Origin of the sequence: Vibrio hepatarius, from assembly GCF_001274785.1 — a bacterium.
GTDB classification, from domain to species: domain Bacteria; phylum Pseudomonadota; class Gammaproteobacteria; order Enterobacterales; family Vibrionaceae; genus Vibrio; species Vibrio hepatarius.
This window is the reverse complement of the sequence record NZ_LHPI01000001.1, coordinates 1,042,298-1,058,516: the sequence shown is the minus strand read 5'-3', so window position 1 is coordinate 1,058,516 and position 16,219 is coordinate 1,042,298. Positions and strand designations below refer to the sequence as shown.

13 protein-coding genes are annotated in these 16,219 nt (G+C 46.8%); 9 read left to right on the top strand and 4 right to left on the bottom strand.

The features are described 5' to 3' along the window. Positions 1 to 107: 107 nt before the first annotated feature. Positions 108 to 1,583: a Na+/H+ antiporter NhaC family protein gene (locus tag AKJ31_RS04730; protein WP_053407923.1), complete on the bottom strand. Its 1,476-nt coding sequence runs from the start codon at positions 1,581 to 1,583 to the stop codon at positions 108 to 110. Between the two features lie 18 nt (positions 1,584 to 1,601). Continuing rightward, on the bottom strand, positions 1,602 to 2,945 hold the full coding sequence (locus AKJ31_RS04725; protein WP_053407922.1) for a glutamine synthetase family protein: 1,344 nt from the start codon (positions 2,943 to 2,945) through the stop codon (positions 1,602 to 1,604). A 339-nt stretch (positions 2,946 to 3,284) separates the two neighbouring features. Here AKJ31_RS04725 and AKJ31_RS04720 point away from each other — a divergent pair, with 339 nt between their 5' ends. The 9 genes from AKJ31_RS04720 (at position 3,285) to AKJ31_RS04680 (ending at position 13,463) form a co-directional block, all read left to right on the top strand. Further along, positions 3,285 to 4,031 carry a gamma-glutamyl-gamma-aminobutyrate hydrolase family protein gene (locus AKJ31_RS04720; RefSeq protein WP_053407921.1) on the top strand — a complete coding sequence of 249 codons (747 nt, stop codon included), beginning with the start codon at positions 3,285 to 3,287 and terminating at the stop codon, positions 4,029 to 4,031. Positions 4,032 to 4,048: 17 nt separating this feature from the next. Continuing rightward, positions 4,049 to 4,606: an HTH-type transcriptional regulator PuuR gene (gene puuR / locus AKJ31_RS04715; protein WP_053407920.1), complete on the top strand. Its 558-nt coding sequence runs from the start codon at positions 4,049 to 4,051 to the stop codon at positions 4,604 to 4,606. A gap of 35 nt (positions 4,607 to 4,641) precedes the next feature. Next, positions 4,642 to 6,126, top strand: coding sequence for an aldehyde dehydrogenase (locus tag AKJ31_RS04710; protein ID WP_053407919.1), 1,485 nt, complete (start codon positions 4,642 to 4,644; stop codon positions 6,124 to 6,126). Between the two features lie 37 nt (positions 6,127 to 6,163). Beyond that, a complete protein-coding gene (locus AKJ31_RS04705) occupies positions 6,164 to 7,441 on the top strand; it encodes an NAD(P)/FAD-dependent oxidoreductase (RefSeq protein ID WP_053407918.1) in 1,278 nt (425 codons plus the stop codon). Positions 7,442 to 7,458: 17 nt separating this feature from the next. Then, positions 7,459 to 8,325, top strand: a complete 867-nt coding sequence (gene aguB / locus AKJ31_RS04700) for an N-carbamoylputrescine amidase (RefSeq protein WP_053407917.1) — start codon at positions 7,459 to 7,461, stop codon at positions 8,323 to 8,325. Positions 8,326 to 8,337: 12 nt separating this feature from the next. Beyond that, entirely contained in the window at positions 8,338 to 9,420 is a 1,083-nt protein-coding gene (aguA, locus tag AKJ31_RS04695; protein WP_053407916.1) for an agmatine deiminase, read from the top strand. A gap of 54 nt (positions 9,421 to 9,474) precedes the next feature. After that, complete coding sequence (locus tag AKJ31_RS04690) at positions 9,475 to 10,902, top strand: NAD-dependent succinate-semialdehyde dehydrogenase (RefSeq protein WP_053407915.1); 1,428 nt, start codon at positions 9,475 to 9,477, stop codon at positions 10,900 to 10,902. Positions 10,903 to 10,916: 14 nt separating this feature from the next. Beyond that, on the top strand, positions 10,917 to 12,188 hold the full coding sequence (gabT, locus tag AKJ31_RS04685) for a 4-aminobutyrate--2-oxoglutarate transaminase (RefSeq protein WP_053407914.1): 1,272 nt from the start codon (positions 10,917 to 10,919) through the stop codon (positions 12,186 to 12,188). Between the two features lie 258 nt (positions 12,189 to 12,446). Further along, positions 12,447 to 13,463, top strand: coding sequence for a manganese-dependent inorganic pyrophosphatase (locus tag AKJ31_RS04680; RefSeq protein WP_053407913.1), 1,017 nt, complete (start codon positions 12,447 to 12,449; stop codon positions 13,461 to 13,463). A 54-nt stretch (positions 13,464 to 13,517) separates the two neighbouring features. Here the strand turns inward: AKJ31_RS04680 and AKJ31_RS04675 are convergent, their stop codons facing one another. Further along, positions 13,518 to 15,365: a putative bifunctional diguanylate cyclase/phosphodiesterase gene (locus AKJ31_RS04675; protein ID WP_245639019.1), complete on the bottom strand. Its 1,848-nt coding sequence runs from the start codon at positions 15,363 to 15,365 to the stop codon at positions 13,518 to 13,520. A 94-nt stretch (positions 15,366 to 15,459) separates the two neighbouring features. Then, complete coding sequence (locus AKJ31_RS04670; protein ID WP_053407911.1) at positions 15,460 to 15,933, bottom strand: putative pterin-binding protein; 474 nt, start codon at positions 15,931 to 15,933, stop codon at positions 15,460 to 15,462. Between the last annotated feature and the right edge of the window lie 286 nt (positions 15,934 to 16,219).

Genomic DNA, 16,219 nt, shown 5'->3' with positions numbered 1-16,219 from the left:
ATTGCTGATTTTAAACAGCGTATGCCTTTTTGGGTCAATACATTCAATTTCGCAAACACAAAGCCCCGCTAAAATTAGCGGGGCTTTAGGCGTTTGATAGTGCAGTGTTACGCGATAATTAAGAAGAAAATCGCGGTGGCAATAATACCGATCAGAGCATAAGGGAACTGAGTTGTCGCGTGTTGCATTGATGTACAACCAGAACCTTGCGCAGATAGAACAGTCGAGTCACTGAAGAAGCATGAGTGGCTCCCCGCTGCTGATGCAGACAATAGCGCTGCGACGGTTAAATGTAGTGGTACACCCAGTTGTTCGCCCAGAGGTAGAACAATTGGCATCGCCACTGCGAACGTTCCCCAAGAGGAAGCAGTCGCGAATACCAACGCACCCGTAATCATAAAGATAATTGCAGGGAAGTAAGACGGCGATAGGTAAGGACTCACGGTTTCAATCACATATTGGGTGACACCTAAAGAGTCGTTGACCGATTTCAGCATGAAACCACCAATAACCGTAGCCAAAGGTAGAAGCATCACTTTAATGCCGTCGTAAACCGCTTCGAACATATCGTTCATCGAAATCAGCTTTTGCGCGCCGTAGAAACTGATGGTAAAGATCAGTGCGACAAAAACACCCGCCAGTAGGTCGATACCGAAGTACCAGCTTGCCGCAACAAGGACGATCATTGGCAATAGGAAGTTGATAAGTCCCATCGTTGGATTGGTGTGCGCAGACACATCAGAGCCAAAATCGACATCTGTCGCGCCGTCTGGACGTACCTGACCATTCTTCGCACGCTGCTCAGCCTTTTTCATAGCGCCTAAGTCTGGGATTTTTTCCATTGCAACCAGCAGAACAATCACCAAAGTTACCCAGCCGTACGCCATGTATGGAATCGCTTCAATATACGCTTTGATACCCTCACCAGCTTCTGCCACGCCGTTTGCTTCTAGCAGCGAGCTAAAGAAAATTGCCCAAGTGGAAATTGGTACAAGGATACAAATAGGCGCAGCAGTAGAGTCGACTAAGTAAGAAAGTTTTTCACGAGAGATTTGGTAGCCGTCAGTGACTTTCTTCATCGAGGAAGAAATCGCAATCGCGTTGAGGTAGTCATCGATAAAGATCAGAATACCCAAAGCAAACGTCATTAGCATTGATTGCTTACGACTCTTTACTTTCGTGACCAGCATGTCAGAGAAGCTTAAAATACTGCCGCCTTTCTCCAACACCGCGATCAAACCGCCCATCAGACCACATACTAGGATGATCCAAGCGATGGTTTCGTCCATCATCACGCTCATTGAAATATCAACGATCTGTTCTACCGCTTCGGTTGGGTTGAGAAGTAGAACCCCTGCAATTGCGCCGCTAAAGAGCGCTTCTACCGTGCGGTGTGTTGTCAGAGCGAAAACTAACACCAGTGCAGTAGGTAAAAGGCTCATCCATCCATAAGCTTGTCCCTCTTGGTGGTTCAGCCCTATGGTCGTAAAAAATACGAACGTTGCAATAGAGATAAGAGAGACAATGATGTGTTGAATGTTGATTTTAAGCGGCGCATCCATCGCCTTTGTTTGCGTAGTCATAAAGTGCATTTCCTTTGTTTATGCCGAGTGCAACATCCAGTCGATTTCCAGAGGAGTAATCGCTCGCTCAAACTCTGCGAGTTCACTCCGTTTGCAAGCTAGATACAAATCGATAAAGTCCCTTGAGATGTATTGAGCCAGCTCACTGCGTTCCAGTTGCTCGAGAGCTTCTGACATACGCAGCGGCAACTCAATCGCATCTTCACTGAGAGTCGGTGGACATTGGTCTTTGGTATAGTTTTCACTCGCTAATACCGCGGAAAGTACTACTGCAGCGAGAATGTAAGGGTTAACGTCAGCGCCGGCAATGCGGTGCTCAATGCGGCGGTTTTTGCTATCGCTGATAGGCACACGCAATGCAACACCGCGGTGGTTCTCGCCCCAATCGGCTTTCGTCGGGACGTAAGCACCAGGAACAAAGCGGCGGTAAGAGTTAACGTTAGGACAGATCAGCGCCATGGCATCGGATGTTTGTTCAAGCATCGCAGCCATGGTTTGATAGAAGAGGGAGCTTGCTTGACCGTCTGGTTGACTAAAGTGATTGTTACCGTCTTTATCAACTAAGCTCAAGTGAATGTGCATGCCATTGCCCGCTTGTTCGCCAAACGGTTTTGCCATGAATGTTGCATCGAAACCATGTTGATGCGCGATTTGTCGAATCAAACGCTTGGCGATGATGATCTCGTCACAGGCTCTAAGCACATCTTTGGAATGATTAAAGTTAATCTCGAATTGCCCCGGTGCAGATTCAGATAAGGCACCAGAGGTATTTAAACCTTGCTCTAGGGCGACGCGGTTTAGGTCAGTTAGGAAATCCGCGTAGTCGTCTAATCCATCTAAATCGTAAACTTCCGTGTCTTTCTCACGTGTTTTCTTGGTTGGGTTAATCGCGGTTAACGGCTCACCGTTTTCGCCACGTTTTTTATCAACCAAATAAAACTCAAGCTCGAGAGCAACACACGGATATTGGTCTTTAGCGTGCAGCTTTTGCAGCATCTCAGCAAGAATATTGCGAATGAACAATCGATTCGGTTTCTCACCGCTGTCGTCCATCATACTTAACAGCACTTGGCCAACTTGCTCTTTTGCGGTTGGCATCAACGTGCCACTCACGGGAAAGCACAGATTATCTGGTTCACCCAAATCTTCTCCCAACCCTGCAGATTCGACCACGTTACCTTTGGTATCTAGCGTAATAGTAGAAAGAGGCAGCGCGACACCTTTGCTGAGCTTATCCAGTGCACTTACTGGGATTCTTTTCCCCCTAGGGGTAGCGTTAATATCGGTAAAGATAAGGTCGATAAACTCAATATCAGGCCACTGTTGTTTAAAATTTTGTACTTCCTGTAGATACAATTCCATGTACTTCTCCAATTAGCCTGACGAGTTAAACTACAGATAAGTAAATTAACAATTAACTTACACCTTATTGATGGAAGTGCGGTTTTATTCATTTATCTTTAGTTTAAACAAACACTTATATTGTGTTTTTTGGCTTTAGCTGGTTTGTTTTGCGTGTTTTTGTTAACTATTTTTTAACAGTCGATTTTATTTTGTTCAATATAATGAGCAGAAATATCGCTTTTATTGGTTAAAAAAGTGGCAGGAATCACGTTTTTGTTACATTTTTAAATATCTGTGTTGATAATTTTGTACATGGTTTGTAGTTTAAATGTTAAATAAATCGAACATGGAAATGTCATGTCAGGAACACGCAAACCCATCATTGGCGTTGTTAGCTGCACCAAGCAGTTGGGTGGTTATCAAATACAAGCGGTCAATGATTTTTATCTTCGCGCAGTCAAAGACTTTGGCGGGCTACCGATTATGTTGGCTCCAGAAATGTCAGGTGATGAAATCGCGCCTATCTTAAAGTTGTGCGATGGCTTCTTGTTTCCAGGTAGTCATTCTAACGTTGCTCCACACCGTTATAACGCGACGCACACTGAGAATAAAAAGGACGAAGCCCGTGACGAGCTATCGCTCACCTTGATTCGCCATGCGGTTGACCAAAACATTCCTTGCCTTGGCATTTGTCGTGGTTTTCAAGAGATGAATGTCGCACTTGGGGGCACGTTGAATCCGGCGGTTCATGAGTCTGGCTTCAATGACCATCGCGAGTCGCCTGTTGAAGATTTCGAACAAAAGTATGCGCCGGCACACGCCGTATTGGTTCAAAAGCAGAGTTTGTTCGAGCAATGGCTGGTACAGAATCATTGGGAAAGCACCGCCTTTTTTGAAGTGAACACGCTGCATAACCAAGGTGTAGATCAGCTCGCTCCGCAACTACAAGTAGAAGCTAAGGCCCCGGACGGCCTGATAGAAGCCTTTAGCCTACCGCAGCAAAAATTCTTCGTAGGTGTTCAGTGGCACCCAGAATGGAAAGCAAAATCGAATCATTTCTCACAAATATTATTTAAAGAGTTTATTATGGCAGCCTCACGTTAACGTTTGGAGCTGCATGAATGGACAATCAAGAGATTGGTAAAAATATTGTTCAGTTACGAAAAAAACATGGATTGTCACAAAGGGAACTAGCAGAACGAGCTGGTATTACCCATAGCGCTATTTCTTCAATCGAGAATGGCAAAGTGAGCCCGTCTGTCAGCTCGCTACAAAAAATCGTCAATGTATTTTCTTTATCACTATCAGAGTTTTTCATTTTTGAACAAACCACGAGCGATGAAGTGAAGGTTGTCGTGCCTCCAACAGAGCTAGTTGAGATGGGTAGCGAGTCAGTTTCGATGAAATTGGTGACAAACGGCAGCAAAGATCAGGTTATCGGATTCTTGATCGAAGAGTACGCACCACACGGAACGACTGGTGCGGCAGAAATTAAACACGAAGGCGAAGAGATTGGCACCGTATTAGAGGGTGAAATCACTCTGGAATACAAAGGAAAGTCTCACGTCATCAAAGCCGGCGAGTCGTACGTTATTGATACGACGCAGCCACACAGATTTACGAATCACACAGACAAGGCTTGTCGAATGATAAGTGCGCATACGCCGACCACATTCTAAGTGGCGCTTGCCTTGTGTGATCACAAGGAGAGCGTATGAAAACCCAAGAGCAATGGATAGAGCTAAAAAACAATCTAAACATCGAAAACAGGGCGTACATAAACGGCGAGTACAGCGCGGCATTAAGTGGACAAACGATCCCTGTCGTGAATCCCGCGACAGACGAAATATTTACCGAGATCGCCCGTTGTCAGAGTGAAGATGTCGACCTTGCCGTATCGTACGCTCGTCAAGCATTTCAATCAGGCCAGTGGAGCGAGAGTAGCCCAGCTCATCGCAAAGCGGTACTTAAGCAGTTTGCTGACCTGATTGACCAACACCAAGAAGAGTTAGCACTGCTAGAAACTCTTGATACTGGTAAACCTATCTCTCACAGCTTCTCTACCGATATTCCTGGCGCGGCGAGCTCTTTGCGCTGGTACGCCGAAGCGATCGACAAAGTGTACGGTGAAGTTGCCCCAACAGAAAAAGACGTACACGCTTTTATTTCTCATCAGCCAATTGGCGTGGTTGCTGCAGTTGTGCCGTGGAACTTCCCACTTTGGCTCGCGTGCTGGAAGCTTGGCCCTGCTTTATCGGCTGGTAACAGCGTGATCTTAAAACCCTCAGAGAAGTCATCACTGACCGCTATCTTCTTAGGCCAACTTGCGTCTCAAGCGGGCTTGCCAACAGGCGTTTTCCAAGTCGTGACGGGTTATGGTCATGAAGCTGGCGACGCGCTGGCGAAACACCAAGACGTAGACTGCATCGCATTCACAGGCTCGACGCGTATCGCTGGTCAACTGATGGTTAGCTCGGGTGAGAGCAACCTAAAGCGTGTATTTGCCGAAGCGGGCGGTAAAAACGCAAATATCGTGTTTGACGATTGTGATGATTTAGACCGCGCAGCAGCAGAAACCGCTGCAGGGTGTTTCTATAACCAAGGTGAGGTGTGCGTCGCGGCAACTCGTCTGCTCGTTCACGAAAGCATTAAAGAACAGTTCATAGAAAAAGTGATTCAAGCGTCGAAAGCGTTCACACCAAAAGACCCAATGGACCCAAGTTCATCCATGGGCGCGCTGATCGACCAAGACCATAAATCAAAAGTGTTGGAATACATCTCATTGGGCGAATCCGACGGCGCAAACGTACGTTGTGGCGGTGATGTCGATGGGCAAGGCGCGTTTGTTTCGCCAACCATTTTAGACAACGTCGACAACAAGATGCGTGTCGCTCAAGAGGAAATTTTTGGTCCGGTGCTTTGTGTCATTTCATTCAAAGATGAAGCGCAAGCAATTGAGATCGCTAATGATTCGAAGTACGGCTTAGGCGCTGCACTTTGGAGTAGCAATATCAACCGTGTTCATCGCGTAGCAAAACAACTGCAAGCCGGCTCGGTTTGGGTTAACAACTACAACGAAGGTGATATGACGGTCCCATTTGGTGGGTTCAAAATGAGCGGAAATGGTCGAGACAAGTCTCTACACGCGATTGAAAAATTCACTGAAACCAAAACCACTTGGATTCGCCTCCATTCTTAAGCCTGCTGACGATTACGATAAATAAAGGAATAGTTCTATGAACAAGCATACGGATTCGTTCTACGCGCACTCTGTGCCAAACATGCCGGATTACCCACAACTGCAAGACAACATCGAGTGCGATGTGTGTGTAGTCGGTGCGGGGTTCTCTGGTCTTTCTTCTGCGCTACACCTAGCGGAAAAAGGTTTTAAAGTCGTTGTGCTAGAAAGCGCAAAAGTGGGCTTTGGAGCAACTGGTCGTAACGGCGGTCAAATCGTTAATAGCTACAGCCGAGATGTTGACGTGATTGAAAGCCGTTACGACCAAAACCAAGCCAAAGCTCTGTGCGACATGATTTTTGAAGGCGGCGATATCATCCGTGGCCTGATCGACAAATACGACATCAACTGCGATTACAAGCAAGGCGGCTTGTTCACGGCACTGAACAGTAAACAACTCAAAGGGCTAGAAGAACATAAGAAGAACTGGGAGCGTTACGGCAACGACCAACTGACTCTGCTTGACGCAGGAGAAGTAGAACAAGCGGTAGGTACGAAAGTGTACACTGGCGGTTTGCTGGATATGCGCGGTGGTCACATTCACCCGCTTAAACTGGCGTTAGGTGAAGCCGCTGCGTTTACGTCTCTGGGTGGTCAAGTCTTTGAGCAGTCGGCGGTCGTGTCGATTGATAAAGGCATTAACCCAGTAGTGAAAACAGCGCAAGGCAGCGTGAAAAGTAAGTACGTGGTATTGGCAGGCAACGCCTACCTTGGCGGTTTGGCGCCAAACATCAGTAACAAAGCGATTCCGTGTGGCACGCAAGTGGTGGCGACTCAGCCTTTGAGTGATGAGCAGCTCAAACAAGTGCTGACCAGCGACTACTGCGTTGAAGACTGTAACTACTTGCTTGACTACTTCCGATTAACCGCTGACAAGCGTTTGTTGTTCGGAGGCGGCGTGGTTTACGGTGCGCGTGACCCAGAAAACATCGAAGCACTGATCCGTCCTAAGATGGAAAAAGTCTTCCCGCAGTTGAAAGGGATCAAGATTGATTACACCTGGACGGGTAACTTCTTGCTGACGTACTCACGCATGCCGCAATTTGGCTCGTTTGCAGACAACATTTATTACCTACAAGGCTACAGCGGTCACGGTGTAACTTGTACTCATCTAGCAGGCAAGTTGTTGGCTGAAACCCTGACAGGACACGCAGAACGTTTTGACGCGTTTGCTGCTCTGAAACATTACTCCTTCCCGGGTGGCCGCCACTTCCAAATTCCGTTTACGGCAATGGGTGCGGCTTACTACAACCTACGTGACAAACTGGCGATTTAAGAGATAAGGAATATCCAATGAGCAAAGTAGTGAAATTTGCGGCCCTTCAACTGACGAAAAGCTGGGATCTGGAAGATAACTTAGCTAAAGCAAAAAAGGCGATTCGTGAAGCAGCACAAAACGGTGCGAACGTGATTCTTCCACAAGAGTTATTTGCTGCCCCTTACTTCTGCAAAAGACAAGAAGCGAAGTATTTCGAGCTTGCGGAAGAAACGGAGAATTGTCGTCTTATTAAAGAGATGAGTGCGTTGGCGAAAGAGCTCGGCGTGGTTATTCCTGTCAGCTACTTTGAAAAATCGGGCAATACGTTTTTTAACTCGCTAGTGATGATTGATGCAGATGGCACGGTATTAGATAACTACCGCAAGTCACACATTCCTGATGGCCCGGGTTACAGCGAAAAGTACTACTTTAGCCCTGGCGATACCGGTTTTAAAGTGTGGCAAACAAAGTTTGGTAAGTTTGGGGCTGGGATTTGTTGGGACCAGTGGTTTCCAGAGCTTGCACGCAGTTTGGCTCTACACGGCGCGGAAGCGATTTTCTATCCAACTGCAATCGGTTCTGAGCCTCAAGATCCAACACTGGATTCTCGTGATCACTGGCAACGTACAATGCAAGGTCACTCGGCAGCCAATTTAGTTCCAGTCATCGCGTCAAACCGAGTCGGCACTGAAGTTGATGATGGTATCGAGACCACGTTCTACGGCTCATCTTTTATCACTGACCACACCGGTGCAAAAATTTCGGAAGCACCACGTGAAGGTGAAACCATCATTTACGCAGAAATCGACCTCGCTGCGACAGCGAAAGCGCGTCACGCGTGGGGCTTGTTCCGCGACCGTCGTCCAGACCTTTACACCAGCGTTGGTAAATTAGCTGTTTAAAGAGGCGTTAAAATGAAGTTATCGACAACACCAGCGCAAGATGGCTTCTATTTTCCGGCTGAGTTTCAGCCGGTTAGTGAAGTTTGGTTAGCGTGGCCAGAAAGGAAAGACAACTGGCGAGATGGCGCGTTACCCGCGCAAGAAACCTTTGCCAGAATCGCGAACTTAATCGCGGAAGTGACCAAGGTTTGCGTGGCGGTATGCTCGCACAACTTTGACCGAGCACGTCAAATGCTCCACTCAGATGTACGTTTGGTCGAAATCCCATTTAACGACGCGTGGATGCGCGATATTGGACCGACCGTGCTTGTGAATCAGGCGGGTGAACGCCGTGGGATTAGTTGGCAATTTAACGCGTGGGGCGGCGAATACAACGGGCTTTACGATAACTGGCAGCAGGACGATCTTGTCGCTGGTTCGGTGTGCGACATCATAGGTATTGATTATTACCGCGCTCCGTTTGTTCTTGAAGGTGGGGCGATTCACACCGATGGTGAAGGCACGCTTTACACTACAGAAGAGTGCTTACTCAGTCCGGGGCGAAATCCGCAGTTGAGCAAAGCGCAAATCGAAGAGCAGTTAAAGGTGTATCTCGGTATCGAAAAAATCATTTGGTTGCCAAATGGTTTATTCAATGACGAAACAGACGGCCATGTTGACAACCTGATGCACGTGATCGCGCCGGGTAAGGTGGTTCTGAGTTGGACCGATGACCCAAGCGATCCGCAATACGCGTTGTCTCGTCAAGCAGAGCAAGTACTGAGATCGCAGCAAGATGCGAAAGGGCGCGAGATAGAAATTGTCCGTTTGCCATTGCCGGGTCCGCTGCATTACAGCGAGCGCGAAGCTAATGGTATTGATGCCAGTTCAGGGATGAGCCGACAAGCTGGCGAACGCCTAAGTGCTTCTTATGCCAACTTTCTTATCGTTAACGGACATGTGTTCTTGCCGATGCTGGACGAAGAAACCGATGCCGTTGCGATCGAGATTTTGCAAAACGCGATGCCGGAATACCAAATCATCGCGATACCGTCGAGAGAGGTTCTACTCGGCGGAGGGAACATTCACTGCATTACGCAGCAGATCCCCGCTTAAACACAAGCTCGCCGCTGACTCAGCGGTGATGATGAGTTGTCAAAAGGAATGACCATGCAACAGATACAAAACCAAAGCCTTGTTTCGTTTATGGTAGCGAACCCACAACAGGGCATTGCAGTGACTAATCCGGCGACCGGAGAGCTTCTCGGGTACGCACCTGTCTCAACCGAGAATGACATTTTAAATGGCATTGAACGTGCTAGTGTGGCGCAGAAAGAATGGGCGGCACTGCCAGCAAAAACGCGCGCTGGTATGCTCAATCGTTGGTTCCAACTTCTATTGGAAAACAAAGCAGACCTTGGCCGTCTGATGACGTTAGAGCAAGGTAAGCCGCTAGTAGAAGCTCAAGGTGAAGTGCTTTACGGCGCGAGCTTTATCGAATGGTTTGCTGAAGAAGCGAAACGCACTTACGGCGAGACGATTCCTGCGCCGAGTGCAGACAAGCGTTTGGTTACCATCAAACAACCAATTGGTGTTGCCTGTGCGATTACGCCTTGGAACTTCCCAATTGCGATGATCACGCGTAAAGCAGGGCCAGCTTTAGCGGCCGGTTGTAGCTTTGTGGTAAAACCATCTGAATCTACGCCGCTGTCAGCGTTTGCGGTTGCAGAACTTGCCTACCAAGCTGGCATCCCGCGCGATGTGCTGCAAGTGGTACTGGGTGAAAACTCCCGTCAGGTAGGTGCTATCTTCACTTCGCATCCTTTGATTCGCAAGTTGTCATTCACAGGCTCGACTCAAGTTGGTCGCGTGCTGATGCAGCAAAGCGCGGCTGACATCAAACGTACCTCAATGGAGCTAGGTGGCAACGCGCCGTTTATTGTATTCGATGATGCGGATATTGATGCAGCTGTGGCAGGCGCGATGGCGTCGAAATTCCGTAACGCAGGCCAAACGTGTGTGTGTGCGAACCGTTTCTACGTACACAGCAAAGTGTATGACGAGTTCGTTGCTAAGTTCGACGCTGCGGTTCAGCAACTCAAAGTCGGTAACGGCTTAGATGAGGGCGTAAACATCGGCCCGGTGATCAGCGAGTCAGCGAAACGAGGCATTCAAGCATTGATCGATGGCGCCATTGAGCAAGGTGCGAAGCCAGTTTCAGCACTCAAAGAGTTGGATGGCCGATTTATGCACCCAGTGGTGCTCAAAGACGTTACTCACGACATGAAGATTGTCTCCGAGGAAATCTTTGGCCCTGTCGCGCCAGTGATTCGCTTTGACAGCGATGAACAACTGATCGAAATGGCGAACGACACCATCTACGGCCTCGCGTCGTACTTCTACAGCCAAAACATTCACCGTGTTTGGAAAATCGCAGAAGCGCTCGAATACGGTATGGTCGGCATTAACGAAGGCATGCTCTCTACTGAAGTGGCTCCTTTCGGTGGTGTTAAGCAGTCCGGCATCGGACGCGAAGGAGCAAAACAAGGTATTGATGAATACATGGACGTGAAATATCTCTGCTTTGGCGGCAACTAATTAAGGACAAAACAATGACAAACCAACAACTACATCAAAGAAGAAGCCAAGTTATCGCTCAAGGGATGGGCGCTCTGTACCCACTTTACGTTGAGAAAGCAAAAAACGCTTACGTGTGGGATATTGAAGGCAACAAATACATCGACTTTGCGGCAGGCATTGCGGTAACTAACACGGGGCATTCTCATAAACGCATTAGTGAAGCGGTAAAAGCTCAGTTGGATAACTTCTCGCACACGTGTGCAATGGTCACGCCTTACGCGTCATTCGTTGAGCTGGCAGAAAAGCTGACAGAACTTGCACCGGGTGAGACCAAGAAGAAAGCGATCTTCCTGACCACTGGCGCCGAGGCGGTCGAAAACGCGGTGAAAGTAGCACGCGCTCATACTGGTCGTAGCGGCGTGATAGCGTTTAAAGGCGGCTTTCACGGTCGTACAAACATGACGATGGGGTTAACCGGTAAAGTTGCGCCATACAAAGCAGGCTTTGGTCCTTTCCCGAACGAAATCTACCACGCGCCGTACCCCAATGCGTTCCACGGCATCGGCGTTGAGCAAAGCTTACAAGCGATCGACGATCTATTTGCTTGTGATATCGAACCTTCACGCGTTGCGGCGATCATCTTCGAGCCAGTGCAAGGCGAGGGCGGCTTCTACAAAGCGCCTGAAGCGTTTGCACAAGGCTTACGTCAACTGTGTGATAAGCACGGTATCATGCTGATTGCCGATGAAATCCAAACAGGGTTTGCTCGTACCGGTAAAATGTTTGCCACAGAATACCTAGGCATTGAACCAGACCTAATGACAATGGCGAAAGGCATTGCTGGTGGTTTCCCAATCTCAGCGGTGGTTGGGAAAGCGGATGTAATGGACTCTGCGCTGCCGGGTGGTTTAGGTGGTACTTATGCTGGCTCTCCACTTGGTTGCGTTGCTGGTCTTGAAGTGCTGAAAATCATCGAAGAAGAAGACTTGTGTGCCAAAGCGATGGGCATAGGTGAAGTGGTCAATGCACGTATGACCAAACTGCAACAGTCAGTACCTGCTATCGGTGAAATCCGTACTACGGGTGCGATGATGGCGATTGAATTTACTGACCCAGAATCAGGCAAACCACTGCAAGAGATGACCAAAGCGGTGATTTCTAAAGCGCAAGAAAATGGTCTTATCCTGCTTTCTTGTGGAGTAAAAGCGAACGTGATTCGTCTGTTGCCGCCGCTGACCATTGAATCTGAGGTACTGAACGAAGGTTTAGACAAACTGGAAAAAATCATTCTCGAAGTCGCTTAAACTGAGCATCAGACTAAGTGTTAACTAAAAAGGAAGCCGTTGTTGCGACGGTTTCCTTTTTTATTTTCATCGAGTCGGTGACACGTACGCCATGTGAGGTTAAAAACAGAGCAATACGAGATGTGAAATGTGTTTCATGTCGAAAATAATCGTCTGATGTAGTGATATCAGGTGCTTTGATGGTAAGAAGAAATTACATTTGAATCAATAGTCTACGTACTACCAATGGTTATTATTTACTTACTATTAAGGATTCTGATGAAACGTTCACTAATTGGATTAACCATGCTTGCTTCTTTCGGCTGCTTTGCCGATGGCGCACTGGATCTCAATACACTGTCAAATAACGATACCGACAATCTGGTCTGGGTCGGCCACCTAAGCCCTGATACCGACAGCGCGGTTTCGGTGATCCTAGCGTCACATATCTACGGCGGCGAAGCGGCGCTGACTGGCGAAGCCAATCCAGAAAGCAAGTTTGTGTTTGAATATTGTGGGATGGATGCGCCAAAAGTGAAGGCTGACTTCTCTTCTCACGATATTGGCTTGGTGGACTTCAATCAGTCTACTCAACTAGCAAAGTCGGTTGACCCAAGCTCTATTGTGGCGATTATTGACCACCATGCGATGGGCAGCTCACCAATCAGCATGCCTCAAATTGTCACTATGGATATCCGCGCATGGGGTTCTGCAGCTACGATTCTGGCTGCCAACGCGGAAGAGCTGCATATCAAGTTGCCAAAAAATATTGCGTGTGCGGGATTGGGCGCGATTCTCTCTGATACCGTTGTGTTCCAGTCTTCAACCACAACTGAATACGATAAGCGTTATGCTGAAAAACTGGCTGAGATTGCGGGCGTAAAAGATCTCAACGACTTTGGTCAACAGATGTTATTGGCTAAATCGGATCTGAGCCATTTTTCTGCAGAAACGATTCTGACGATGGATTATAAGAACTTTGAGTTTGCTGGGAAAAAGGTCGGTATTGGTGTCGCAGAAACATTGCGAGCGCAGCAGCTGATCAACCGTAAACAAGATTTCTTTGACGCCATTCAAGCGTATAAGAAAGCGCAGAATCTTGATTATCTGTTCTTCTCGATCACTGACACCAAGCATAAACGTGCGAACATCCTTTGGGCGGATGACGCGGATAAACAGGTTTTGTCAGAAGCGTTTAAAGTGAAGATTAAGAGCGATATCTTGGTGCTAGATGGCGTGACCTCTCGTAAGCGTCAGATTGGGCCAGCAATTCAACAAGCGATAGAAGCGCTGTAGTCTTCAATACAAAAAATACCAGACAAACCACCTTTTTACAGGTGGTTTGTGGTTTTATAGCTGAGTGACATCAAGAGCAAGTGGATGCTGAGTAAAGTACTCTTTACAGAATACGCAAAACTCTTGCTGTGAAACTGGTTTAGAGAAGTAATAACCTTGAAACTCGTCCACACCTAATGTCATTAAGCTGCGTAATTGCGAAGCATCTTCGATACCTTCGGCGACGACTTTAATGCCCAGTTGGTGCGAGAGAGTCACAATCGCTGAGATAAAGAAAGTCTGGTTTGGTTTTGTGCTAAGGTTCTTTACAAACGACTTGTCGATTTTAAGCTTACTAAAGCTTAAGTGGTTCAAGTTATACAGCGACGACCAGCCAGTACCAAAATCGTCCAGAGCTAAGCGCACGTTGAGTTTTTCTAAGCTTTTAATAATGTTACTACTGCGTTCAATATCATCGAGCGTCATGGTCTCGGTAATTTCTAATACTACCGCGTCGAGAAAGTTTGGCTCAGTTCCTAATACTTCAGAAACGAGTTGTGGCAACTCTTCGTCAAACAATGAATCAGACAGGTTAACCGCGACTTCGATACGATGGCGGAACTCGTGCCACTCAACAGCAAGAGCGTGCCGAACTTGCAGCAAAATCCATCGCCCTAAATCTTTAGCAATACCTGACTCTTCTGCAATTTGGATAAGGTATTCTGGGTTAATCTGTCCGTAAACGGGGTGATGCCAGCGTATTAACGCTTCACAACCAAGTACATCACTTCGCCGAGGTATAATTGGCTGGAAGGTCAAATAGAGCTGGTTTTGCTCACTTGACGCGAGTAGGTTCGCAAGTTGATCGGCGAGTTTGCGCTTTTTACGGTGTTCGGACGCTATCTTTTTACTAAAGAACACGATCTGTTGGCTATGGCTCTTTTTAGCAATATTGAGTGCGAAGTCAGCGTTGTTAAGCACGGTATCAAATTTTGTCGGATACGGATTGTTGTTATCAATCGCATCTTGACAGGTCGCCACCCCCATAGAGATTCTCATTCGCTTAGAACGGTCCATACGGGACAGGGTCTCATTCAAGTCATTGAGCAGTGACTTGACGAAAAATTCGAAGTCGATACTGTATTTTCCAGCGATGACAGCAAAATGATCAGCCCCAACCCTAGCACAGGAGAACTCAAACTTGTCGGCTTTACGCTTTATCTGTGCTGCCACTTCGCAAAGTACCCTGTCGCCATATTCGTAGCTGACGGTATCGTTAATTTCTTTAAAGTGGCGGATATCCAAGAGCACAATTGCGTGTTTTTGTTTGCTGTCGTTCAAACACTTTAGTTGCGTGAGCAAATAGGTGCGGTTTTTCAACTTAGTAAGCGGATCATGCCAGGTAATGAATTGCTGATGTTTGGAATCGCGATAGAGTCGTATCGAAAAAAAGGCCAGCACCGCCATAATCAACGCCATGTCGATGAATACCGTCTGTCGATTCTCGGCGATCAATGCTCGGTTTTTCAAAGAGGACAAGCCCGTAAAGTTAACCGTTAAGAGATTACGAAGTTTAGGATACACGTCTTCCATTTCTCCAAGCAGCAATGCTAATTGCTCTCTGTCACCTTTCACTACGCCTTGTTCGTACTTTTGTAAGATAGCGAATGCTTCTTCAACCACGTTTCCTGAGTTGTAATGTGTGCGTATATCATGGGTCTCGTCGCTATTTAAGAACGTATCATAGCGGCTCCATAAGATATCAAAACGTAAGTTTAAGTCGTGTTTGGTTTCTTCTTCACTGAGTAGATATTTTTCGCCTTGGTGAGTAAAATCCAGCGTTTCAATTTCGACTTGTGCTAGCGCCCAAGCTGATAGCTGAGTGTCTTTAGTCAAGGCATTATAAGCGTCGTTAAACTTCACCAATGTCCATAATGTGAACAATAATAAAGTGAAAACGAACAGTATAAATAGAGCGATTCGGCGGCTCATAGAATCCAACTAACCTCTATATTAGCTATTGGATCGTTTCTATTCGGCTCACTTGCCACACCATGCGACTGTGTAAGACCTCGTTATTTTGTTCACCAAACTCACTTAATGGATAAATTACCCATACTGGGCCTTTTTCTCGCACGCTCATGGCATGCCCATTCTTTTTGACGGCAAATAGCGGGTTGTATTTTTCGATATCTTTATATGGGATCTTTGACCAGTAGTTATTGAGTGCCGTTACTTTTAAGTCAGCTATATCAACACCTAGCATGTGCAACATTTCTTTGGCCGACACACCAACAAATGTTGTTTCACCGTTCGTCCAAGGCGTGGTGGTGACAATTTCTCTATCCATATGCGGCAACAATTGCTCAAGCGTAAATTGGCTCATATTGCCTTGGTTTTCTATTGTCAGAATCTTCTCTTCAGCATTGGTGGAGAGAGCGGTTAAGACAAAGACAGCTGTGACAGCCGAGCGAATCAAAGTTTTAAACATAACCTTACCTGTCTAATTTCATTAGGTTAGTGAATGTGATATTCGTTCCACATTTAATTTGCGCACAGATATATATTTAAAATAGTTCAAGAGCAAGCTGAGTGAGAACTTATGCAACTAAGGTCTTTTTTCTGTAACTGTCTGATATATAGATATATTTAAATTTGCAAAATGCAATGCAAATTGCACTGTCGGCTGGTTTTGCTGTAAATTTATGAAATATAGAAGGTTGTTTTTTTTAAACTAGGAATGGCATACCATTTACATGGTAACGACTTTATTTTGA